At 55.2% G+C, this 24092-nt stretch carries 20 protein-coding genes; 19 read left to right on the top strand and 1 reads right to left on the bottom strand.

The genetic code is table 11. From position 1 onward, the window contains the following. Window positions 1-309: a DUF1467 family protein gene (locus tag ABVF61_RS00165; RefSeq protein WP_353991531.1), complete on the top strand. Its 309-nt coding sequence runs from the start codon at window positions 1-3 to the stop codon at window positions 307-309. Window positions 310-387: 78 nt separating this feature from the next. Here ABVF61_RS00165 and ABVF61_RS00160 read toward each other — a convergent pair whose 3' ends face one another. Next, window positions 388-1164 (bottom strand): PEP-CTERM sorting domain-containing protein, encoded by a 777-nt coding sequence (locus ABVF61_RS00160; RefSeq protein WP_353991530.1) that lies wholly within the window; start codon window positions 1162-1164, stop codon window positions 388-390. 685 nt (window positions 1165-1849) lie between these two features. Here ABVF61_RS00160 and proS point away from each other — a divergent pair. The 18 genes from proS to ABVF61_RS00070 all read left to right on the top strand — a co-directional run bounded on the left by proS (window position 1850) and on the right by ABVF61_RS00070 (window position 24092). Beyond that, window positions 1850-3178 (top strand): proline--tRNA ligase, encoded by a 1329-nt coding sequence (gene proS, locus ABVF61_RS00155; protein WP_353991529.1) that lies wholly within the window; start codon window positions 1850-1852, stop codon window positions 3176-3178. A gap of 79 nt (window positions 3179-3257) precedes the next feature. Beyond that, window positions 3258-4562, top strand: coding sequence for a lipoprotein-releasing ABC transporter permease subunit (locus ABVF61_RS00150; protein WP_353991528.1), 1305 nt, complete (start codon window positions 3258-3260; stop codon window positions 4560-4562). An 11-nt stretch (window positions 4563-4573) separates the two neighbouring features. After that, a complete protein-coding gene (locus tag ABVF61_RS00145) occupies window positions 4574-5302 on the top strand; it encodes an ABC transporter ATP-binding protein (protein ID WP_502949922.1) in 729 nt (242 codons plus the stop codon). A 456-nt stretch (window positions 5303-5758) separates the two neighbouring features. Then, entirely contained in the window at window positions 5759-9262 is a 3504-nt protein-coding gene (dnaE, locus tag ABVF61_RS00140; RefSeq protein WP_353991526.1) for a DNA polymerase III subunit alpha, read from the top strand. Between the two features lie 305 nt (window positions 9263-9567). Next, a complete protein-coding gene (gene cpaB / locus ABVF61_RS00135) occupies window positions 9568-10377 on the top strand; it encodes a Flp pilus assembly protein CpaB (protein ID WP_353991525.1) in 810 nt (269 codons plus the stop codon). 330 nt (window positions 10378-10707) lie between these two features. Then, the gene (rpsB, locus tag ABVF61_RS00130) at window positions 10708-11562 is read left to right on the top strand and encodes a 30S ribosomal protein S2 (RefSeq protein WP_353991524.1); all 855 of its coding nucleotides are present in this window, start codon (window positions 10708-10710) and stop codon (window positions 11560-11562) included. A 146-nt stretch (window positions 11563-11708) separates the two neighbouring features. Further along, the gene (tsf, locus tag ABVF61_RS00125) at window positions 11709-12626 is read left to right on the top strand and encodes a translation elongation factor Ts (RefSeq protein ID WP_353991523.1); all 918 of its coding nucleotides are present in this window, start codon (window positions 11709-11711) and stop codon (window positions 12624-12626) included. 68 nt (window positions 12627-12694) lie between these two features. Next, window positions 12695-13414, top strand: coding sequence for a UMP kinase (pyrH, locus tag ABVF61_RS00120; RefSeq protein WP_299484037.1), 720 nt, complete (start codon window positions 12695-12697; stop codon window positions 13412-13414). A gap of 111 nt (window positions 13415-13525) precedes the next feature. Next, window positions 13526-14089 carry a ribosome recycling factor gene (frr, locus tag ABVF61_RS00115; RefSeq protein ID WP_353991522.1) on the top strand — a complete coding sequence of 188 codons (564 nt, stop codon included), beginning with the start codon at window positions 13526-13528 and terminating at the stop codon, window positions 14087-14089. Between the two features lie 32 nt (window positions 14090-14121). Further along, the gene (locus ABVF61_RS00110) at window positions 14122-14889 is read left to right on the top strand and encodes an isoprenyl transferase (RefSeq protein ID WP_353991521.1); all 768 of its coding nucleotides are present in this window, start codon (window positions 14122-14124) and stop codon (window positions 14887-14889) included. Between the two features lie 15 nt (window positions 14890-14904). Next, the gene (locus tag ABVF61_RS00105; protein WP_353991520.1) at window positions 14905-15747 is read left to right on the top strand and encodes a phosphatidate cytidylyltransferase; all 843 of its coding nucleotides are present in this window, start codon (window positions 14905-14907) and stop codon (window positions 15745-15747) included. Next, window positions 15740-16975 (top strand): 1-deoxy-D-xylulose-5-phosphate reductoisomerase, encoded by a 1236-nt coding sequence (locus tag ABVF61_RS00100; protein WP_353991519.1) that lies wholly within the window; start codon window positions 15740-15742, stop codon window positions 16973-16975. The genes ABVF61_RS00105 and ABVF61_RS00100 overlap by 8 nt, the downstream gene beginning before the upstream one ends. A 100-nt stretch (window positions 16976-17075) precedes the next feature. Further along, window positions 17076-18218, top strand: coding sequence for an RIP metalloprotease RseP (rseP, locus tag ABVF61_RS00095; RefSeq protein WP_353991518.1), 1143 nt, complete (start codon window positions 17076-17078; stop codon window positions 18216-18218). Window positions 18219-18450: 232 nt separating this feature from the next. Next, on the top strand, window positions 18451-20763 hold the full coding sequence (gene bamA, locus ABVF61_RS00090; protein WP_502949921.1) for an outer membrane protein assembly factor BamA: 2313 nt from the start codon (window positions 18451-18453) through the stop codon (window positions 20761-20763). Between the two features lie 79 nt (window positions 20764-20842). Next, window positions 20843-21880, top strand: a complete 1038-nt coding sequence (lpxD, locus tag ABVF61_RS00085; protein WP_353991516.1) for a UDP-3-O-(3-hydroxymyristoyl)glucosamine N-acyltransferase — start codon at window positions 20843-20845, stop codon at window positions 21878-21880. A gap of 51 nt (window positions 21881-21931) precedes the next feature. Beyond that, the gene (gene fabZ, locus ABVF61_RS00080) at window positions 21932-22396 is read left to right on the top strand and encodes a 3-hydroxyacyl-ACP dehydratase FabZ (RefSeq protein WP_353991515.1); all 465 of its coding nucleotides are present in this window, start codon (window positions 21932-21934) and stop codon (window positions 22394-22396) included. A gap of 6 nt (window positions 22397-22402) precedes the next feature. Next, on the top strand, window positions 22403-23200 hold the full coding sequence (gene lpxA / locus ABVF61_RS00075) for an acyl-ACP--UDP-N-acetylglucosamine O-acyltransferase (protein ID WP_353991514.1): 798 nt from the start codon (window positions 22403-22405) through the stop codon (window positions 23198-23200). Between the two features lie 4 nt (window positions 23201-23204). Continuing rightward, window positions 23205-24092, top strand: coding sequence for an LpxI family protein (locus ABVF61_RS00070; RefSeq protein ID WP_353991513.1), 888 nt, complete (start codon window positions 23205-23207; stop codon window positions 24090-24092).

Below are 24092 nucleotides of genomic sequence, written 5' to 3'. Positions count from 1 at the left end.
ATGTCCGTGGCGTTTGGCATTGCCATTTTCTTCATGCTCTGGTGGATCATCCTGTTTGCCATGCTTCCCTTTGGACTGCATCGCACACAAGAAGAGGCGGGCGAGATCGTGCCGGGGACAGAGCCGAGCGCACCCAGCAAGCCGAAATTTCTGAAGGTCATCCTTCTGACGACGATCGTGACGACAATCGTGTTTTCCGCTTACCTCACCCTAAGGCAATCGGGGTTCGGGCTCGACGATATCCCATTTTTCCAACCGCCAAGCAGCAGTTCCGCTCAGTCGTTCGGGAGCGAATCGCTGCCGGGATAAGCGGCATTTACGTTTGCCAGACAAAAAACGGCTCCCTGAGGAGCCGTTTTTCTTTTTCGCGCCATGAACGCCTTGAAGTTAGACTTGCTGTTTCCGGCGACGCCAACCGATGAATCCCAATGCTGCGATCCCGCCGGCCAAAAGCGGCAACGCCGCAGGGACGGGCACTGGCGTGACGCCGTACTGGATGTCAATTGACGTTGATGCGATGATATTGCCGTTCAGCGCGGCCGACAGGTTGATGGTGTAGAGACCTTCCGCCTGAGGGTCGATCCAGTCTGGTGTGAAGAAGCCCATGTTCCAGGAATTCTGAGCGACGTTTTGGGTTGCAATCCCGCTCGCATAGTCAATCGGCCCCGCAGCAACGGTACCACCGCCATTCCCAGTGGAATTGTCGCCGAGTGCATTGTCGACATAGAGCTGGTTGACCGGGTCAAATGACAAAAAGCTCGTTCCCGATGTCGGGATGAGATCGATTTCCAGAAGGTAGGTCAGATCATCCAGGAAATATGAGCTGCTTCCGGATGCATTTACGTTGATCGACCATTCAAAATTGAATGCCGAATAATTCGACGGCGCATTGCTCGAAGCGGGAGAAAACGTGTAGGTCCGATCACCGTCGTAATTGAATGTGTTCTCTGGCAGACTGCTGCTGTTAAAACGAACCTTTCCGCGCAGGCCCAATTCGACATCACCCGTATTTACGCCGGTGAATGAGCCGTTTGTGTTGCCGGATCCGAAGATGACTTCCGGTGTTACCAAACCGGTTCCGTTGACTGGGGCTGCCTGGACCGTTCCGGAGAACAGAACACCGGTGGCCACGAGGACTGCAGATTTCAAGAACCGATGTAGCATGGGTTGGAGAACTCCCTGAAGAACAACACTTAGTATAAATTTCAATGCAATTTAAATCTAATTTTCTGACTAGGTCAACTTTGATTAGCCCATGTTTTCTGTGCCGCACAATCATTGCCGAGACGATTTTATTCTGTCGTGTTGTTTATTTGAGTTGTAGAAAAAATGACGTAGCGGAATTTTGAAAGAGATTTATACTTAGCCACAAAAGAAAAAGGCAGAGCAAAGCTCTGCCTTTATAAAGTTCCGCGTCTAAATTGACCCTGTTCCCTTACCGATCGTTAAACAATCCAGCTGGGCGGCTGCAGATCTGACGATGCGCCAGAGGGTCCTTCCTCCCAAGACTCAGACCGCGATGTCCTTGAGCATCTAAGCATTTCTGCTGAGGCATCTTGTTGTTATGGAACGGAAACCTAGCCGAACTCTTCGGCCTTGTCACCTGTTTGTCGTAAAGAGCCTATTTTTTTTGCTTGCCTAATTAGTCTGCAGTATCACATCTGGTATTCGTGCTTCCAAGAACTACTGAAATTGAGCAGGCAGACAAAAGACATTTCCTCAACTTAGGCGCATTTCGACAGCAAATTCTGCAGATCGTCAGACGGTTTTTGCAAGGGGCTTGTTTTTAGGCGCTGCATGCGGTTTGACTGCGCACAATTCAAGCTATGCCCAGATCGAGAGTGCATTCATGCGTTTGTCCAAATACTTTCTCCCCATCTTGAAAGAGACGCCGAAGGAAGCGGAAATTGTTTCGCATCGTCTGATGCTTCGCGCCGGGATGATTCGGCAGCAATCCGCCGGTATCTACTCCTGGCTGCCGCTCGGCCTGAAGGTTTTGCGCAAGATTGAGCGGATTGTGGAGGAAGAACAGGCACGCGCTGGCGCCATTCAGTTGCTGATGCCGACAATACAGTCGGCGGACCTGTGGCGGGAAAGCGGGCGGTATGATGCCTATGGCAAGGAAATGCTGCGCATTACCGACCGGCATGAAAGGGATATGCTTTTCGGGCCCACCAACGAAGAGATGATCACAGATATCTTCCGCGGTTACGTGCGCTCCTACAAGGATCTGCCACTCAATCTCTATCATATTCAATGGAAATTCAGGGATGAGGTCCGCCCGCGATTCGGTGTCATGCGCGGCCGCGAGTTTTTGATGAAGGATGCCTATTCCTTCGATCTTGACAAGGAGGCCGCGCGTCACGCGTACAACAGAATGTTTGTCGCGTACCTGCGTACATTCGATCGTATGGGCTTGAAGGCCATCCCGATGAAGGCTGATACGGGACCGATCGGCGGAGACATGAGCCACGAATTCATCATTCTGGCTGAGACCGGTGAAAGCGAGGTCTTCTGCGACAAGTCGCTGCTTGAGATGCCCATTCCAGATGAAAGCACCGATTTTTTCGCGGACCTGACACAACTTGTGACGGGTTGGACGACGCCTTATGCGGCAACCGATGAAATGCATGACGCTTCGGCATTTGAACGTCTGCCCGAAGAGAACCGTGTTTCGGCACGCGGGATTGAAGTTGGACATATCTTCTACTTCGGGACCAAGTATTCCAATGCAATGGGTGCCAAGGTTGCGACCGCAGAGGGAACTGAAGTTCCGGTTCACATGGGCTCCTACGGTGTCGGCGTATCGCGCCTTCTTGGCGCTTTGATCGAAGCCAATCATGACGAAGCGGGCATCGTCTGGCCGAAATCCGTTACACCGTTTCACGTTGGCCTGATCAACCTGAAACCAGGCGATGAACTGACAGACAACACGTCCGAAGACCTGTATTCGAAACTTCAGGCAGCGGGGCTGGAAGTCCTTTATGACGAGACCGACACGCGCGCAGGTGCAAAGTTTGCGACGATGGATCTGATTGGTCTTCCGTTCCAGGTCGTCGCTGGACCAAGAGGGTTGAAGGATGGTCTCCTGGAGGTGAAGGACCGGTCAACTGGGGAAAAGGAAATGCTGACCCCGGAGGCCACCTTCAACAAATTGACGGCGGCATTGACGGAGTGACCCAGTCCGGTGATCCTTTGGTTGGGGATTCGGCCGCTTTGTTGTGCGGGCGCTTGGGCATTGCTGAAGTGGATTGACAATGACGGCAGCAGACACGGCGGAAATTGGCGACAGCCAAAAAGCGGAAGCGCCTACGCGCCCATTTTCCACATTTGAGTGGATGATCGCGGGAAGGTATCTCCGCTCCCGTCGGCGGGAAACCTTTATTTCGGTGATTGCGGGCTTCTCCTTTGCCGGAATCATGCTGGGAGTTGCAACCCTGATCATCGTCATGGCGGTGATGAACGGGTTCCGGTCCGAACTGCTCGACAAGATCCTGGGCATCAACGGTCACATGCTGGTGCAGCCGATCGACTTGCCGCTGAACGACTATGATGCCGTTTCGGAGCGCCTCGAAGGGGTGCCCGACGTTGTAGCAGCGTTTCCCTTTATCGAGGGACAGGCGCTGGTTTCCGGCCCGGCGGGCAATCTTGGTGCGTTGGTCCGCGGTGTTTATGAAAGCGATCTGCGCCGGATGCCTTTGGTCGCCGAGAACATTCATCCAGGATCCATAGATGGTTTCGATGCAGGCGTCGGCGTTGTGATCGGTTCGCGGATGGCCCAGCAATTGGGCCTGACCGTCGGCGATAACATCACGATCATCTCGCCGCGCGGCAGCGTGACGCCGATGGGGGTTACGCCCCGGGTCAAGGCTTACCCGGTGTCTGCGATCTTTGAGATCGGAATGAGCGAATACGACGCGACGTTCCTGTTCATGCCGCTGGAAGAAGCCCAAGCCTATTTCAACATGGGCGACAGGGCGACGGGCATCGAGATCTATGTCGTCGATCCGGACAATGTCAAAGTCATGACAAAGGCGATCGAGGAGGGGGCCAACAGGCCGACATTTGTCACGGACTGGACGCAGCGCAACGCCACATTCTTTTCCGCGCTGGAAGTCGAGCGCAACGTGATGTTCATTATCCTGACGCTGATTGTCCTGGTTGCGGCTTTGAATATCATTTCCGGTCTGATCATGCTGGTCAAAGACAAGGGTAGGGACATCGCCATATTACGCACCATGGGCGCAACGCGTGGTGCCATCATGCGGATCTTCCTGATCACTGGTGCAAGTATCGGCATTGTGGGAACACTGGCAGGGTTTTTTCTTGGCCTGATTGTGTGTCTCAATATTGAAAGTATCCGTCAGTTCGTTTCCTGGCTGACCTCAACTCAACTTTTCGATCCGACACTTTATTTTCTCTCCAAATTGCCGGCTGAAATCGACAGCGGCGAGACGATCACGGTTCTGCTGATGGCTTTGCTGCTGTCGCTTCTGGCGACGCTCTATCCAGCCTGGCGCGCAGCGCGTCTCGATCCGGTCGAAGCTCTTCGGTATGAATGAGGAGGCGGGAGATGAATATGGCAGTTGATCCCCGCCGGGCGTCCGGTGCCGCACCTGCAGCAATTGAACTTTCCTCGATTGTCCGGAGCTTTGATGAAGGAGACCGCAAGCTTCACATCCTGAAGGGTGCCAATCTGAGGATAGAGCCGGGTGAGATGGTGGCTCTTGTTGCACCATCAGGCACCGGGAAATCGACCCTGTTGCATCTTGCAGGGCTATTGGAGCGTCCAGATGAAGGTGACGTCTTTCTTGGTCCTGTGAATTGTTCTGATCTGTCAGACGATGAAAGAACGGCGATCAGACGGAACGATATCGGGTTCGTCTATCAGTTTCACCACCTGTTGCCTGAATTCACGGCCCTGGAAAATGTGATGATGCCGCAACTGATCCGGGGCCTGCCGAAAAAGGTGGCCGCGGAACGGGCAGACGAGTTGCTGAAATACATGCGGCTCGGCGATCGCGGAAGCCACAGACCGTCGGAGCTGTCCGGCGGTGAACAACAGCGTGTGGCCGTCGCGCGTGCTGTCGCCAACGCGCCGCGCATATTGCTTCTCGACGAGCCAACCGGAAATCTTGACCCGAATACAGCACATTATGTGTTCGATGCACTTGCAGCGCTTGTGCGTGCCTCCGGTGTTGCGACATTGTTCGCCACGCACAATCTGGAACTGGCCGGGCGTATGGACCGGGCGATCACGCTCGAGGATGGTCTGGTGAAGGACCTTGTCACAAAGGCCTGAAACCATCTTTCCAGGCTGAGTGAAGCGGTTTCAGGAACAAATCAAAAACGCATCGTTTAATTGTTTTTCTACCTCGACGGCACAAGGGGAACAAAAAGTGCTTGCAAAAAGAACAAAGATGGAACATATTCGATTTATGGAGTGATTGAGTGTTGGAGGGCGATATGTTCCACATTGCACGTGATTTTGCAGCGTTTGCTTCCCTGGTCTGTTTCTGCACAACGATCGCTGTTTGGGGCGAAGTTCTGTTCGCGGTCGGTTAAGCGGCGGTGTTCTTTCTGAATCGCACGCATTGAAGCAATTCTGCCTTGCGGTTACTCGCGCTGCGCACCAGACGCGCACGAAGTGTTTTCTTGAAGAAAAAGAACAACGGGTACAATCGGTCGTAAGGGTCGACTCAATTATCGAGACGCGCTTCACTTGGCGCTGATTCCTCTGTTTGAGACGGACCAGTTTATGACCGGTGGTGAAAGCGAATCTGCAACGCATATCGAACATCCAGCGACAGGTGAGCGTCCTGGCAACGGACCGGGCTTTGTGCATTTGAGAGTTCATTCAGCACTCTCGTTGCTGGAAGGCGCATTGCCCATCAAGAAGCTGTTGGATCTTGCCAAAGCGGATTCACAGCCTGCTCTTGCAGTTGCTGACACGAACAATCTCTTTGGCGCACAGGAGTTTTCGAGCAAAGCCTGGAGTGCGGGCATCCAGCCGATCACGGCGTGCCAGCTTTCGGTATTTTTCGATGACGGTCTCGACAGCGGTCGCAAGGGCGAGCTGGCACTTGCCGATGTCGTTGTGATCGCGATGAGCGAAGCCGGCTATGAAAATCTCATGGAGCTGACGTCCAAGGCCTTTCTCGACACAGAAACCGGACTGAAGCCTCATGTGAGCGTTGAAGACCTTCTTTCCAGATCGAAAGACGTGATCCTGTTGACCGGCGCGCATTCCGGTCCGGTCGGAGCGGCATTGCTGGCAGGACAAAAGGATCATGCCAGGGAACGCCTTTCTAAGCTGGCAAGCGGGTTCCCGGATCGCTGCTATGTTGAACTTCAGCGGCACGGCATGGAAGCTGAGCGCAAGACGGAAGATGCTTTCCTCGACCTTGCTTACGAATTCAACCTTCCGCTCGTTGCCACCAATGAAGCCTTTTTTCCGAAACGCGAAGACTACGAGGCGCACGACGCCCTAATCTGCATTTCAGAAGGCCGGGTGCTTATCGAAGACGACCGGAGGCGATTGACACCGGAGCACTACTTCAAGACACGAGACGAAATGTGTGCCTTGTTTTCGGATTTGCCGGAGGCACTTGAGTCGACGCTTGAAATCGCGCGACGGTGCAGTTTCAGACCGCTCAAGCGGGCACCGATCCTGCCAAGATTTGCAGGCGCGCAAGCCGATCCTGAGGAGGCCGAACGCGCGGAATCCGAGGAGCTGAAACGTCAGGCCCGCGAAGGGCTGCAAGCGCGGCTGGATGCGCACGGCCTGGCCCCGGGCCTGGAGGAAAAGGATTACTGGGAACGGCTCGATTACGAGACCGGTATCATCGAGCGGATGAAGTTTCCAGGGTACTTCCTGATCGTCGCCGATTTCATCAAATGGGCAAAGGCCCAGGACATTCCCGTCGGGCCCGGACGTGGCTCGGGTGCCGGGTCGCTTGTCGCCTGGTCATTGACGATTACCGACCTCGACCCGATGCGCTTTTCGCTCCTGTTCGAACGCTTTCTCAATCCGGAACGTGTTTCGATGCCGGACTTTGATATCGACTTTTGTCAGAGCCGCCGCGAAGAGGTTATCCGCTACGTTCAGGAGAAGTACGGGCGCCAACAAGTCGCACAGATTATCACGTTCGGATCGCTGCAGGCGCGCGCCGTGCTGAGAGATGTCGGCCGCGTGCTGCAAATGCCATACGGACAAGTGGACCGGCTATGCAAGCTGGTGCCCGCAAACCCTGCGAACCCGGTGACGCTTGCACAGGCAATCGAGGATGAACCGCGTCTGCGTGAAGCTGCCAAGGAAGAGGAGATTGTCGAACGCCTGTTGTCGATGGCCCAAAAGCTGGAAGGGCTTTACCGGCACGCCTCCACCCACGCAGCGGGTGTCGTGATCGGGGACCGTCCGCTGGAACAGCTCGTTCCGCTTTATCGAGATCCGCGTTCGGATATGCCCGTCGCGCAATTCAATATGAAGATGGTCGAGGACGCGGGTCTCGTTAAGTTCGACTTTCTCGGCCTGAAGACGTTGACGGTCATTGATACCGCTGTTGCGCTGATTAAACGCCGGGGCGTAGAGGTTGATATCGCCGGATTGCCGATCGACGATGTCAAAACCTACGAAATGCTGGCCCGGGCTGAGACGTTTGGCGTGTTCCAGCTGGAAAGTCAGGGCATGCGCCGCGCTGTTGCCGGGATGAAGCCTGACAGATTTGAGGACATTATCGCACTTGTCGCGCTTTATCGTCCCGGTCCGATGGAGAACATTCCCGTTTATAATGCGGTGAAGCACGGAGAACAGGAGCCCGATTGCCTCCACCCGCAATTGGAATCGATTCTGATGGAGACGAACGGCATTATCGTCTACCAGGAACAGGTGATGCAGATCGCGCAGGTGCTGTCCGGTTACTCGCTGGGTGAGGCGGATCTCCTGCGGCGGGCGATGGGTAAGAAGATTGCCTCCGAAATGGAGATCCAGCGTGCCCGGTTTGTGGACGGCGCCGTCGAGCGCGGCATCAACAAGAGCCAGGCCGGGACGATCTTCGATCTCGTTGCCAAGTTCGCAAACTATGGCTTCAACAAGTCGCACGCTGCAGCCTATGCGCTTGTGTCCTATCATACAGCCTGGCTCAAGGCGAACCATCCGGTTGAGTTCATGGCGGCTTCTATGACGCTCGACCTCGGGAATACGGACAAGTTGGGCGATTTCCGTCAGGAAGCGCGGCGGATGGGCATCGAGATTGTGCCGCCCTCGATCAACCGGAGCCATGTCTTTTTTGACGTGGCCGAAGGGAAAATTCTCTACGCGATGGGTGCCATCAAAGGCGTCGGCGAACAGGCGGTCGAGCATATCGTGGAGATGCGCGGCGAAGAACCGTTCAAGAGCCTTGGTGATTTCGCAAGGCGCATTTCGCCAAAGTTCCTCAACAAGCGCACGCTTGAAAACCTTGTTGCAGCCGGTGCATTCGATGAACTTGAGGCCAATCGGGCGCGGGTTTTTGAGGGCATCGACCGGATGATGGGGTTGGCGCAGCGTACCGAAGAAAACCGGACACTCGGGCAGGACGAACTTTTTGGCGGCAGCGACAGCGAAGAACCGCTGCAGCTTGATGAGGTCCACGGTTGGACCAATGATGAGAAACTCCAGCGTGAGCATTCAGCCATTGGTTTTTATCTGTCGGCGCATCCTATCGATGAATATGCCGCTGTGCTGGAGAAGATGCGGGCGCAACCCTGGAGCCAGTTTTCCGAGGCTGTGAAACGCGGCGCGTCTCATGGCCGGCTGGCAGGGACTGTTGTGACCATGCAGGAGCGCAAGACGCGCACCGGAACCCGCATGGGTATTGCGCGGCTTTCCGACGCTACAGGTCAGTATGAAGCCCTTCTTTTCCGCGAAAAACTTGAGCAATACCGCGACGTGCTTCAGCCCGGCCGATCTGTCGTCGTGCTTGTCGGCGCTGATATGCGGGACGAAGAACCGTCCTTGCGCATCGAGCAGGTGGATCCGATCGACAAGGTTGCGGCAAGGCTGCAAAAGAGCATGCGCGTCTTTTTGAGGGATGAGCGTCCGATCCAAAGTCTCGCAAAGCAGCTCCGGCTGAAAGGCGAGGGTGACGTCACCGTTGTCATTCTTCTGGAGAACGGTGCGCAGGAGGTTGAGGTCAAACTCCCAGGAAGGTTCCGCCTGTCGCCGGAGATTGCCGGCGCGCTGAAGGCCGTGCCAGGTGTGACTGACGTGCAGATGGCGTGATGTCCCGGAAAAGCTGTATTCTTCAAGTTCACGATCACTGATTGTGTGTATTGCCTGGATACCGCATGGACATCAGTTGTTTTGCGAATGATTTTTAGACAGAAATAATGAAATCGCGACAGAGATTTAGAGAATACATAAAATGATATGAAACGAGTTTTAAGAAATTTTATATTTTGATTTCTTAATGTTTTGAAGGATAAAAGAAATTTTCGCAAACTGTTAATAGTATAAGCATTTTCTCTCTAGATATTGTTTAAGTGATAGGCAATTTCCCTGTATTCTTGTTTGGAAAATCAAGACGTGTGCTGGGAATATTCAAATTGTGGACGAAACTCGCTAGGATTTTTGTACTGCTCGTGTCCCTCGGCGCTGGTTATCAGGCCTTCCAATTCGTGACTCAGTCTGAAGTGGAAGTGGTTGTTGCGCCTCCGCCACCGGAACCTGTTGCGCAGGCCAGGGTTCTGGTCGCGGCCAAGGACATTCCGCAAGGCGGCAAGATTTCCGATCGTGACTTCGCCTGGATCGAGTGGCCCAAAAATGCCATTCCGGAGGGCGCTCTGACGAAATCGGAAGATGATGCCGAAACCCAGAATGTCGTCGGAAGCATAGCGAAGACCGCGATCTATTCCGGAGAACCGATCCGGAGCGAAAGGCTGATCCAGACAGACAAGGGCTACATGGCAACGATCCTGCCGAAGGGAAAGCGGGCGATTGCCGTACGAGTGGAACAGGAGACCTCCGCCGGTGGGTTCATTCTGCCGGGGGACAAGGTCGATCTTATCCTGACAAGAGAGCTCGATGGTGTTGGCGTCACCAGTGAAACAATTCTTGAAAACATCCGTGTTCTCGCAATCGACACGACAACCGCCGGGGAGCAGGACGCAAAGAACCTGTCTCCAAAGAGGACCGCAACATTGGAACTGACCCTGTTCCAGTCCGAAGTTGTCGTTCAGGCGCAGCAGGTCGGGTCGATTGCTCTCGCCTTGCGAAGCGCTGAAGATTCGGCGGAAAACGCCGAAGTGAGCGAGCGCCGGCGTTCGCAGGTTTTTGTGCGTGTTCATCCCGATCATTGGTCCGTCGGCGCGACCAACGGGGTCAATTCCATAGATTGACTGTTGCCCGCCAGCGAGCCCTTGCCTCATTTTGATGTGCAACTGTAGCTGCACGAGTGTCGTTGCATCGGGATTTTGTTCCCACATCGCTCAAGGCGGTCGCATGCGGTTCCTTCTGCCGTGAGCATTGCCTGAACATTGAAAAACAAGAAACATAACCGGGTTTTGGGACTTGAAATAAAATCCCTCGCCAACTATAAGGCGCCCATTCCACACGCAAGGGGCGGAACCTGAGCTTATCGGGATCCATCCGGTGGTCGGCGAGAGCACTCTCACGGCCCTTACTCCTCTTGCGGAGGTTAAACCGGAAAACTCAGGAGTTTAAGGGCCATGTCATTGCCCGATTTTACCATGCGTCAGCTGCTCGAAGCCGGCGTTCACTTTGGTCACCAGAAACACCGTTGGAACCCGCGCATGGGCCAGTACATCTTTGGTGTACGCAACGATGTTCACATCATGGACCTTTCACAGACCGTTCCGCTTCTGCATCAGGCGCTCAAGGCCGTTTCTGACACAGTCGCCGGCGGTGGACGCGTTCTGCTTGTTGGCACAAAGCGTCAGGCACAGGATGCAGTTGCCTCCTCTGCACGCAATTCTGCCCAGTACTTCGTGAATGCCCGCTGGCTTGGCGGCATGCTCACCAACTGGAAAACCATCTCGCAGTCGATCCAGCGTCTTCGTAAACTCGAAGAAACCCTGTCGTCGGATGCAGCAAACGCTTTGACGAAGAAAGAGCGTCTGTTCATGGATCGCGAGCGCGAGAAGCTTGAGCGGAACCTCGGCGGCATCAAGGATATGGGTGGTATCCCGGACCTGATTTTTGTCATCGATACCAACCGTGAAGCGATTGCCATCCAGGAAGCGCGTCGCCTCGGTATTCCTGTCGCGGCAATCCTGGACTCCAACTCGAACCCGGACGGCATCACTTTCCCGGTCCCGGGCAATGACGATGCGGGCCGTGCCATTTCGCTCTATTGCGACCTGATTGCGCGCGCTGCCATCGACGGTATCTCCCGTGCACAAGGTGCAGCCGGCATGGATGTCGGTGAGTCTGAAGAGGCTCCGCTCGAAGAAGCGCTGGTTGAAGAAGCCGGTGAGGCAGCGGCGGCTGAAGAGGCTCCTGCCGAAGAAGCTGCGACCGAAGAAGCAGCTGCTGAAGCCGAGCCGGTTCCGGCTGAGAGCTGAGGTCAAGGACTGCCGCAGTAAATCGGCGGCAGTTTTATGTTGAATTCGCAAGGCGGACTGCACTTTGTTGCAGTCCCGTCATAAAGACGCGGGAAGCAATGGGCTAAACCGTGTCTCATCTGAAACCCCCATCCACGAGGCAATCGATGAGCATTACCGCTGCGATGGTAAAAGAGCTCCGTGAAAAATCCGGCGCTGGCATGATGGACTGTAAGACCGCTCTGAATGAATCGGGCGGCGATATGGAAGCAGCTGTTGACTGGTTGCGCACAAAGGGTCTGGCAAAGGCAGCAAAAAAAGCCGGCCGTGTTGCCGCTGAAGGCCTTGTTGGCGTCGCATCCGAAGGCAACAAGGCTGCTGTTATTGAGCTGAACTCCGAAACGGATTTCGTTGCTCGCAATGAAGGCTTCCAGGAACTGGTCGCGAAGGTGGCCAAGGTCGCCACGTCGACCGACGGTTCTGTTGAAGCTCTCGCGGCTGCCGATCTCGACGGCAAACCGGTCGCCGATGCAATCACCGACGCGATCGCGACGATCGGTGAAAACATGACGTTGCGCCGGTCAGCGCTTCTGTCCGTCGATCAGGGCGTCGTTTCGACCTATGTCCACGGCAAGGTTGCTGACGGTCTCGGCAAGATCGGCGTGCTCGTTGCGCTCCAATCTTCAGCTGATGCTGCGAAGCTCGACGGCCTGGGCCGGCAGATTGCCATGCATGTCGCTGCAACAAGCCCGCTGGCGCTGAACACAGAAGAGCTCGATCCTGTGGTTGTCGAGCGCGAGAAGTCTGTCTTTTCCGAGCAGGCGCGCGAGTCCGGCAAGCCGGACAACATCATTGAAAAAATGGTGGAAGGACGTTTGCGCAAGTTCTACGAGGAAGTTACGCTCGTTAAGCAGGCCTTTGTCATCAACCCTGATCAAACCGTTGAGCAGGCCGTTGAGGCGCTTGCAAAGGACCTGGGAACGGAAGTCAAGCTTACCGGCTTTGTTCGCCTTGCCTTGGGTGAGGGGATTGAGAAGGAAGAGCAGGACTTCGCCGCGGAAGTGGCGGCAGCCACAGGGCAGTAAGCTCAATGAAAGCGCCGGCAAGACCGGCGCTTTTTTTTTAGAAAGACAATTCTAAATCGGGTGAACTCATGACCAATTCTTTGCGCTGGAAACGGATCCTTCTGAAACTCTCCGGCGAGGCCCTTATGGGCTCGCAGGCCTTCGGGATCGACCCGGCGATTGTGCAAAGAATTGCCAAAGAAATTGCAGATGCTGTGGCGCTCGGCGCACAGGTCGGCGTCGTGGTCGGCGGCGGTAACATATTCAGGGGGGTCGCTGTTGCTGCAAAGGGTGGAAACCGGGTCACCGGTGACCACATGGGTATGCTGGCAACGATCATGAACAGCCTCACGCTCGCCGATGCTTTGCGCCGTTTGAAGGTGAATGCACGCGTATTGTCCGCGGTTGCAGTTCCCTCGATCTGCGAGACCTTTTCCCAACGTGTGGCTGACCGCTATATGGAAGACGGCGATGTCATCGTGTTTGCAGGCGGGACGGGCAATCCGTTCTTCACGACGGACAGCGGCGCGGCGCTTCGGGCAGCTGAGATGAAGTGCGATGCCTTCTTGAAAGGCACGCAAGTAGACGGCGTCTATTCAGAAGATCCCAAGGACAATCCTGAGGCTGAACGTTATTTGACGCTCGGCTATGAGGAAGTGATCACACGGAACCTGAAAGTCATGGATACGACGGCAATTGCGCTAGCCCGCGATAACTCAATTCCGGTCATCGTCTTTTCCATTCACACCCCAGGTGCGCTTGTCAGTGTGCTTCAGGAAACGGGCACTTACACAGTCGTGGGTGACTGAAACTTTTAATCCTGATCTTTTGTGCAAGCCCTTGTGTTTCAGCGCGTTTGTGCCATGTTGGCGCGCGCTGAGACTCCATTTAGCCACACATAAAAGAACAGTGAGGACAAAATGTCGGTAGAAGGTGTCGATCTGAACGATTTGAAGCGTCGCATGCAAGGCGCGCTCTCGGTGCTGAAAACCGAATTTGCCGGCCTTCGCACAGGTCGCGCATCGGCCTCGATGCTGGACCCGGTTTCTGTTGACGCCTACGGACAGTCCATGCCTATCAACCAGGTCGCGACCGTCTCCGTTCCCGAGCCCAGGATGGTGGCTGTACAGGTTTGGGACAAGAGCATGGTTGCCGCGGTGGAGAAGGCGATCCGCGAATCAAATCTCGGGCTTAATCCGGTCGTCGACGGTCAGCTTTTGCGCCTGCCTATCCCTGAATTGAACCAGGAGCGGCGCCAGGAGTTGATCAAGGTCGCGCACAAATATGCCGAGCAGGCGAAGGTGGCGATCAGGCACGTACGCCGCGACGGAATGGATGACGCGAAAAAGGCCGAGAAAGACGGTGAAATTTCGCAGGACGACAGCAGAGTTGCTTCGGACGAAGTCCAGAAATTGACCGATCAGATGATCGCAGAGGTCGACGCCATGCTAGAGAAAAAAGAACAGGAAGTTGCACAGGTCTGATTGGCTATCGGACCAGTGAATTGGGGGAGCCAATGAGCGTCAGCGCGAATCCCAACCCGCAGGCACCTGCCATCGAGGGCAGTCCTACCCGGTTACCACAGCATGTCGCGTTTATTATGGATGGCAACGGACGATGGGCAACCGAGCGCGGCCTTCCGAGAACGGAGGGGCACCGGCAAGGACTTGAAGCGCTGCGTACAGCTATCAGACACGCTGGTGACGTAGGCGTGAAGATCGTTACGATCTATAGTTTTTCGTCCGAAAACTGGAATCGGCCGGCGAGCGAAGTGTCGTTTCTCATGGGACTGCTGAAGCGCTTCGTGCAACGGGATCTCAGCGAGCTGCACAAAGCAAATGTCCGGATTCGCATAATCGGTGGCAGGAGCGATCTTGAACCGGGCATCCTGGCCTTGCTGGAAGAAGCCGAAGACGTAACCCGCGGAAATACCGGCCTCGATCTTGTCGTCGCGTTCAACTACGGTTCGCGCTCGGAAATCGTGCGCACTGCGCAGCATCTTGCGCAACAGGTTGCAGACGGAAAACTGCGTGTCGAGGAGATCTCCGAAGACGCGTTTTCGCGAAACCTTGATACAGGTGGGTTGCCGGATCCTGACCTGATTATCCGGACGAGCGGAGAGATGCGCCTTTCAAACTTTCTCCTGTGGCAGGCGGCTTACTCGGAATTCTATTTCTGTGACGTGAATTGGCCGGACTTTGACGAGGCGGCATTCGACGAGGCACTTCAGTGTTTTGGCAATCGCGAGCGACGCTATGGCGGCCTTGATGCCAAGGCGCTTTGATGTTCGGCCCGTGTGATGGCTGACGGCGCAAAATCGAATACAAAAACTGCAGACCTGAAGCTGCGGCTCATCTCGGCCGTCATTCTTGGACCGCTGGTATTGCTTATCACATTTTGGGGCGGAACCGCATTTGCGTTGCTGACCTTGCTGGCCGCGACCTTGTTTCTATGGGAATGGATTACAATTACAGGCGCACGCGAAGCGCATGCGGCGACTGTCATCAGTCTTCTAACGCTTGTAGTGCTCGCCGTTCTTGAATATGCCGGGCTGCCGCAAATTGGTCTTGCCGTCCTTTTCCTTGGGGCCGCAGCAACATTTGCCGTGAGCGGCTTCAACAAGGCTGGCCGCTGGGGTGCCGAGGGCGTTCTTTACAGCGGTCTTGCGCTATTTTCCCTTCTCGTTATCCGGGAAGGGGAAAATGGATTGCTGTTCACATTCTTCCTGATGTTCGTGGTTTGGGCGACAGACATCTTTGCGTACTTTACCGGTCGTGCCATTGGCGGTCCTAAACTGTGGCAGCGCGTGTCGCCGAAAAAGACCTGGTCTGGCGCAGTCGGCGGACTCATTTGTGCGGCGCTCTTTGGCACGGGTGTGGTCGCGTTAGCGGGAGGAAGCCATCTCGTTTCCTGGGCCGGGCTGGCCATTGTCCTGTCGATTGTGTCACAGGCTGGTGATTTGCTGGAATCGGCAATTAAGCGCAGATTCGACGTCAAGGATTCCAGCCGGCTCATTCCCGGTCATGGTGGCATCATGGACCGAGTGGACGGATTGGTTGCCGCCGCGATCTTCGCGGTTCTTCTTGGGTTTCTTGCAGGCGGTTCGATTTCGGATCCGATAGCGGGGATGGAGCTTGGTTAAGGTTGGGGAAGTGTCGAAGTGGTCTCAAGCCGAACAGTCGAACGGGCAGGACACCGTCAAAATAACTGTTCTTGGGGCGACAGGCTCCATTGGTCAAAGTCTTGCTGACCTTATCGAGCGAAATCCGGACCGCTTCGAGGTCGTCGCCCTTGTTGCAAACAGGAACGCGCAGGGGCTCGCTGACCTGGCAATACGCCTGAATGCTTCCCTTGCGGTTCTTGCAGAAGAAGACCGATACGGCGAACTGGTTGAAAGACTGGCTGGAAAGGGCATTGAAACGGCTGCCGGCAGCAACGCGGTGAATGATGCGGTCGATCGCGAAACCGATCTCGTCGTCGGCGCGATTGTCGGGGCCGCGGGCCTGCAGCCGACTTTTCGTGCCATTCAGACTGGAAGGCGCATTGCGCTTGCCAACAAGGAATGCCTGGTGTGTGCCGGAGATCTCTTCATGGCGCGGGTCCGCGAGACGGGCGCGGAGCTACTCCCGGTCGACAGTGAACACAATGCTATTTTTCAGGTTTTCGAGAACGCGCAGGCTGATCAGATCGAGAAAGTCATCCTGACGGCATCGGGCGGGCCTTTCAGATCCTGGTCGAAAGCTGACATGGCGAATGTCACGCCGGAACAGGCCTTGAAACATCCCAACTGGGATATGGGTGCTAGGATCACAATCGACAGTGCAAGCATGATGAACAAAGGATTGGAAGTGATTGAAGCATCGCATCTTTTCCCAGTTGACCAAGCGCAGTTGGATATTCTTGTTCACCCCCAGTCTGCGGTGCATGGCCTTGTGCAGTACAAGGACGGCTCCCTGCTTGCGCAAATGGGAAGCCCGGACATGCGAACACCCATCGCACATTGCCTGGCGTTTCCAAGACGCATGCCGGTCGCCGTAAAGCGCCTGGATCTCGCTGAGCTTGGGACGTTGACATTCGAAAAGCCGGATCCCGACCGCTTCCCTGCATTGCGAACAGCGCTAGACGCCATGCGGGCAGGCGGTGCTTCACCTGCCGCAATGAACGCTGCCGACGAGATTGCCGTTGATGCTTTTCTCAATAGGAAAATCGGTTTCCTGGAGATTTCCGCGGCGATAGACGCTGTTCTGGACCACCTTGAAGGGTCAGGTAGGTTGTCGGCTTCAAAAAGTGTTGAAGACGTCATTGCTCTGGATTGGGAAGCGCGGGAAAAGACCCTAGAATGGATCGCGACGCGGCAGTCATCACACTGATGTCGCTTCAATAAATATAATCCTACCATTAACGCGCCGTAATTCTCTTATTAATAGAGTGGTGCGATAAAGGCTTAGTTGCGTTAGATCGGGCCCCTTCATGGATCTCATAGTTTCTGCTTACTCCCTCATTGTCGGAACGATCATTCCCTTCCTGTTTGTTTTGACAATTGTGGTTTTTTTCCATGAGCTTGGGCACTTCGCCGTCGCGCGTTGGTGCAGCGTAAAGGTTGATGCATTCGCTGTTGGTTTCGGTCGCGAAATCTTCGGCTGGAATGACAAGAGGGGTACACGCTGGAAATTGTGCATGATTCCGCTTGGCGGCTATGTGAAATTTGCCGGCGACGAAAACGCGGCCAGTGTTCCGAACCGCGAACTCATTGCAAACATGAGTGAAGAAGAACGCAAAACAGCCTTCATCGCAAAACCTGTCTGGCAACGTGCGGCGATTGTTGCTGCAGGTCCGATTGCCAATTTTCTGCTCGCGATAGCGATATTCGGAGCCTTGTTCGCGTCGGCCGGAAAACAAGGGCTTGTCCCGGTTGTCGAAGAGGTTTTCCCTGATGGTGCCGCTGCGCGCGGCGGCATACTTGCCGGTGACGTTGTAAAGCAAATTGACGGCCGTGAGATTCACACCTTCGGAGAGCTGCGGCAAATCGTTCTCATGAGTGCCAACACGCCGCTTGTGTTCGAAGTGGACCGCGGCGGCGAGCTCGTCGATCTTACGGTGACACCTGATGCCAAGGAAAAGGAAGTTTTCTTTGGCGAGCGGCAGATGGCCGGGGACATTGGACTGAGGGGCAGTGCGGATCCTGAAAACGTGGTCCGCATCCAATACAGCCCGCTTGGCGCATTGGCTGAGGGCGCCAAGGAAACCTACCGGATCATGGACGGTACGGTCAGTTACATCTGGGGTGTGATTACACAGCGGCAGTCCGCTGACCAGTTGGGTGGCCCGATCCGTGTTGCCGAAATTTCCGGAAAAGTTGCCGAGCACGGCATTATTCCGCTGATTTCCTTGGCTGCGGTTTTGTCCGTCAGCATCGGGTTGATCAATCTGGCGCCGGTGCCGATCCTCGACGGCGGACACCTGGTGTTTTACGCCGCCGAAGCGCTGCGTGGAAAACCGCTCAGCGAGCGTGTTCAGGACGTCGGATTCCGCATCGGTTTGGGCTTGGTACTTATGCTTATGGTTTTTGTAACCTGGAGGGATATCTTGCGTCTCGTATCAAACGATTCCTGACAGCCGTGACATAGACGCAACGTCTTCAGACTAAATCGCTTTCAGCCTCGAACGGCAGTTGCGTTATCGGCAAAAACCTATAAAACGTTCGTCGGTTCCAAGAATCTGCTTGGGTGAGTGCAGGTTCTTCGGATGGGGTACTAAAAAAAGGCATAGCGCAATAATGCAGCGATTGCAGAAACTTACACGAGCCGTATTTTTTGTAGCGGCTATTTTTTCGATCGGGTCAGCAGTGCCTCAATTGGCGGGGCAGCTGTCGTTTGTCAGTGTTGCGGAAGCGGCTGTCGCAAGAAGCATTCAGGTGCAGGGCAACACCCGTATCGAGGATGAAACCGTCATAAGTTACATGACGATCGTTCCGGGGCGCTCGTACAGCGCTTTCGATGTCGATGAATCCTTGAAGGCGCTTTATGCAACAGGTCTTTTTGCCACTGTAGACATCACCCCGCGTGGCAGCACGGTCATTGTCACCGTTTCGGAAAATCCGATCATCAACAGGGTTTCGTTCGAGGGCAATAAGAAGATCAAGGACAACGCGCTCGAGACATCTATCCGTTCGCAGCCGAGAACGACCCTCTCGCGTGCTCGCGTCCAGGCCGATGTGCAGAACATTCTGGAATCGTACAGGCGTTCCGGACGGTTCGGCGCATCTGTAGAGCCTCAGATCATCGATCGCGGTCAGAACCGCGTCGATCTGGTGTTTGAAATCAATGAGGGCGCCAAGACCGGTGTTGAGCGCATCAGCTTCATCGGTAACAAAGCGTTCAGTGACGGACGTCTTCGGGATGTTATCCGCACACGTGAGAGTGGACTGCTGAGCTTTCTTCGCAGCACCGACACCTATGATCCGGATCGCCTGGCCGCCGACGAGGAATTGCTGCGTCGCTACTACAATCAAAAGGGTTATGCGGATTTCCGCATCGTTTCGGTCAGCGCCGATCTCGACCGCGAGCAGAACATCTTCTACGTCACATTCACCGTTGACGAAGGTGAGAAATATAAAGTGGGCGATGTCGAACTCGTTTCGACCATTGCTGAGGTCGATCCTGAGGATCTGCGCAGGCTGGTCCGGACGCGAAGCGGGCAGACCTTCAACTCCCTGCGCGTTGAGCAATCGGTTGAAGAGATCACGTTGCGGGTGTCTGAAGAAGGTTATGCCTTCGCCAGAGTGCGCCCCAGGGGTTCGCGCAACTACGACGACAACACGATCTCGCTGATCTATTACATCGAAGAAGGCCCGCGTGCTTACATCGAGCGGATCAACATCATCGGAAACGACCGGACACGGGAATACGTTATCCGTCGTGAGTTTGATATTGTCGAAGGTGATGCCTTCAACAGGGCGCTTGTAGACAAGGCCGAACGCCGTTTGCGCAATCTTGGCTTCTTCGAAAATGTTTCGATCACGACCCAGCAGGGAAGTGCGCCGGACCGTGTCGTCGTGAACGTGCGTGTGGAAGAAAAGCCGACCGGCGAGATTTCTTTCGGTGTGGGTTATTCGACGGTTGACGGCATCATCGGTGACGTTTCCCTGACCGAGAAAAACTTCCTCGGCCGCGGACAATTCGTGAAGCTTTCGATCGGTGGCGGTACAGATACCCAGTCCTATGAATTCCGCTTCGTCGAGCCGTTTTTCCTAGGGCGTCGCGTTGCCTTGGACCTTGATGTCTACCGGCGTGTAGACGATGCCAACGATTTTCGGTCCTTTGACCAGAAGAAGACAGGTGGTGGCTTTGGTTTCACACTTCCGCTTCGCGAAGAAGAGCTAACCCTGCGGTTGTTCTACAACATCTTCCAGGAAGAGAACTCGGACCCGGACAGCCAGTCTACGAGCATCAACAACTGTAATACGAACAATCTCTCGCTTGCAGTTTGTGACTCGCTCGGTACTTTTCTGACGTCTCTTGTTGGCTATGATCTGCGTTACAACACTCTTGACAGGAACATAGATCCTTCCGACGGCTTCTTCGCCTCGTTCGGTCAGCAGTTCGCTGGTCTCGGCGGCGACAGCTACTATATCAAGACGGAAGCCCAGGCGCGTGCCTACAAGGAAATCCTGGCCGACTATGGTCTGGTTGGAAGTCTCCGGGTTCGCGGCGGCAACATCATGGCGATTGGCGACGAGCGGCTGCGGGTCTCCGAGCAGTTCATGCTTGGTGGCAATCTGGTGCGCGGCTTCGAAAACCAGGGCATCGGACCGCGTGACGCGTCGACTGACGATGCGATCGGAGGCCGGTTCTTCTTCGCTGCGACGGCCGAAGGCACGTTCCCGTTCCCGATCATTCCCAAGGAACTGGGCCTGAGTGGTGCGGTCTTTGCTGATGCAGGTTCCCTATGGGATGCCGACAGTGATCTTGTGAACCTTGTCGAAAACAATGGCGGTCGCATCGACTCCAATGATTTGTCGATCAGGGCATCTGTGGGTGCGGGTATCCGCTGGCGGTCGCCATTCGGGCCCATTCGCGCCGATTTCGCTTATCCGCTTGTGAAAGAAGACTCGGACAAAACGCAGTTGTTCAGACTGAGTGGTGGTACCCGCTTCTAAACTGTGGTCAATTGCGTTAGAAAACGGCCGCCGGGTCCTACGGCGGCCTTTTTTGTTGGCTTTCTACAAGGATGAGACCATGTCCGAGCCGAGGTTCTTTGAAGTACCCGATCCTGTTTCGCTAAAAACCATTGCCGAATGGGCAAATGCAGAGCTCGTTCGCGGGCACGAAGATCTTGAAGTTTCCGAGGTCGCTCCGCTTGAAGATGCCGGCGAGGGAGCCCTGGTGTTTTTTGATAACACTGCTTACCTGAAGCAACTTGAGGCGACGGGCGCGACTGCGTGTCTTGTTGGCAAGAGACACAAGGACAAGGTGCCAGAGGGGGTGGCCGTTCTTGTGTGTCCCGACGCCTACCGCTCCTGGGCGCAGGTTCTTGCCAAGCTCTATCCGGAGGCGATGTCGCCCAAAGACACCAAACACACAGGTATATCAGAGCGGGCCGTCGTTGACCCGACCGCGGTGCTGGAGGAAAATGTTACGGTTGAACCGGGGGCGATCATCGGCGCGGATGTTGAAATCGGATCCGGTACAGTGGTTAGGGCGAATGCCGTGATCGGTCGCGGCACGAAAATTGGACGCGATTGCGTAATCGGTGCGAATTCCACGGTTCAGCATTCTGTCTTGGGGAACCGGGTGGCCCTTCATCCTGGCGTATGCTGTGGCCAGGATGGATTTGGTTATGCGATGGGCCAGGAAGGTCACCTGAAAGTCCCGCAGATAGGGCGCGTAATTATCCAGGACGATGTGGAAATCGGGGCCAACACGACGATCGACCGTGGTGCCAACCGGGACACAATGATTGGCGAAGGCACGAAAATCGACAATCAGGTTCAGATAGGTCACAACGTGATCGTCGGGCGACACTGCGTTCTGGTGTCTCAGGTCGGGTTGTCCGGGAGCTGCACGCTGGAAGACTTTGTCGCGATCGGCGGGCAGACGGGTGTGCGCGGCCACGTAACCATCGGAATGGGTGCACAGATTGCTGCTGTCAGTGTGGTCAGCGAGGATCTGGCGCCAGGTGGCCGATATGGCGGGACGCCTGCCAAACCGGTAAAGCAGTGGTTCAGAGAGGTTGCTGCTGTTAGAAAGCTTGCAGAACGCGGCAACGGATCGTAAACGGGCTGACGAACTAGAACTTTACGGAGTTAATCCGCCAAGGGGCACTTCATGGAAGACGCAGAACAAAAGACGCTTGCCAGCGCAGACATCATGAGGATCATGAAGCTTCTGCCGCATAGGTATCCTTTCCTGCTTATCGACAAAATCATTGAGATGGATGGCGATAACAGTTGCATTGGAATAAAGAACGTCACCATCAACGAACCGCATTTCATTGGTCATTTTCCGGAAAGACCGGTGTTTCCGGGTGTTTTGCTCATCGAGGCGATGGCGCAGACGGCCGGTGCGTTGTGTGTTCATGCTCGTGGAAGCGATGCACCACCGCAGCTGGTCTACTTCATGACCATCGACAAGGCCAAGTTTCGCAAACCCGTGGAACCCGGGGACCAGGTGCATTTCCACGTAAAGAAAATCAAGCAACGCTCCAATATCTGGAAATTCGATGCCGTCGCTCAGGTGAACGGAACAAAGGTTGCGGAAGCAGAAGTCAGCGCCATGCTGGTAGATGCGTGAGGACATATGACACAAATACATCCAACGGCCATCGTTGAAGACGGGGCCGTGATCGGCGAGGGAGCTCGCATCGGTCCTTATTCAATCGTCGGACCGAACGTGAGTCTCGCTGAGGGCGTGATCCTTGAGGCACATGTCGTGGTCGCGGGACATACGACGGTGGGGGCTGGAACCCACATTTTTCCGTTTGCGAGCATCGGGCACAAACCACAGGATCTCAAGTTCGCAGGCGAGGTGACACGACTTGAAATTGGCTCGAACAACCAGATCCGCGAACATGTAACCATGAGCCCGGGGACCGAGGGCGGTGGTGGCCTGACCAAGGTCGGGGACAATGGCCTTTTCATGATGGGTTCCCACATTGGCCATGATTGCCAGGTTGGAAACAATGCCATATTGGCGAACAACGCAACGCTGGCGGGTCACGTTGAACTCGATGATTTTGTCATCCTTGGTGGATTGAGCGCAGTTCGGCAATGGTCGCGTATCGGGACTGGTGCGATTGTCGGTGGTATGACGGGCGTTGAGTTTGACGTCATTCCTTTCGGGTCCGTCATAGGTGACAGAGCACGGCTTGCCGGACTGAATCTCATTGGGCTTAAGCGCAAAGGTTTCCCGCGCGAGCAGATCCATGCTCTGCGCGCCGCTTATCGGACATTGTTTGAGAGCGAGGAAGGCACGCTCCGTAGCCGCGCAGAAACACTTGCGCAGGAAACGGGCGATCAACCCCTGGTGAAGACCGTAACGGACTTCATTCTGGAAAAGGAAGACCGGCGTTTTTGTACGCCGCGCAACGAAGACTAGGGCCATGTCCCACCCGAACGGAGAGCAAGGTGAGCGCCTTGCTCTTATTGCCGGCAACGGAGACCTTCCAGGACAGATCGCTGATGCGCTAACTATGGCCGGGCGCGACTTTGAGATTGTCGCAATCAAAGGCGAGGCCGACGCCGCGACACGAGAGCGGGCAAGCGCTGAACTCGGATGGGGGGAAGTCGGCAGGCTCTACAGTTTCCTGGACGAAACCGGATGCCGCGATGTGCTTCTCATTGGGGGTGTTTCCAGCAGACCTGATTTCACGTCCATTTTTGGCGATTTCGGCACACTGAAAAGACTACCGACTATAATTCGGGCATTAACCGGTGGTGACGACAGCCTTTTGACGAAAGTGATACGTCTTTTTGAGATCGAGGGGTTTCGTGTTGTGGGTATCAAGGATGTAGCACCGCAGCTCTTGGCATCCAGCGGTGTGCTAGGACGGGTTCAGCCGAGCTCGGACGACATGCACGATCTTGATCTTGCTATGAGGGCTACGGAAAAACTTGGCGAGCTTGATATCGGGCAGGCTGCGGTGGCCGTTGCAGGTCGTGTGGTTGCACTTGAGGGCGCAGAAGGCACAGATGCGATGCTGGAGCGCTGTTGTGAATTGAAGCGGAACGGACGCGTCAGGACAAAGGGTCGCGCCGGCGTGCTCGTGAAGACAGCCAAACGCGATCAGGATTTTCGCGTCGACCTACCGACTGTTGGTCCAAGGACAATAGAGCTTGCTGTCGCGGCGGGTCTCGCGGGAATTGCTGTCGAGGCACAGGGAGCTCTGATTGCGAACAAGGACGAAACGCTCCAAAAAGCTGATGCTTCAGACATATTCGTGCTTGGTATTGAGCGGACAACGGAGCCCGGGGATACCGGGACACGATGA

Origin of the sequence: Roseibium sp. HPY-6 (assembly GCF_040530035.1) — a bacterium.
Taxonomy (GTDB): Bacteria; Pseudomonadota; Alphaproteobacteria; order Rhizobiales; family Stappiaceae; genus Roseibium.
Note: the sequence above shows the minus strand (reverse complement) of the source record. Positions and strands in the feature narration are given on the sequence as shown.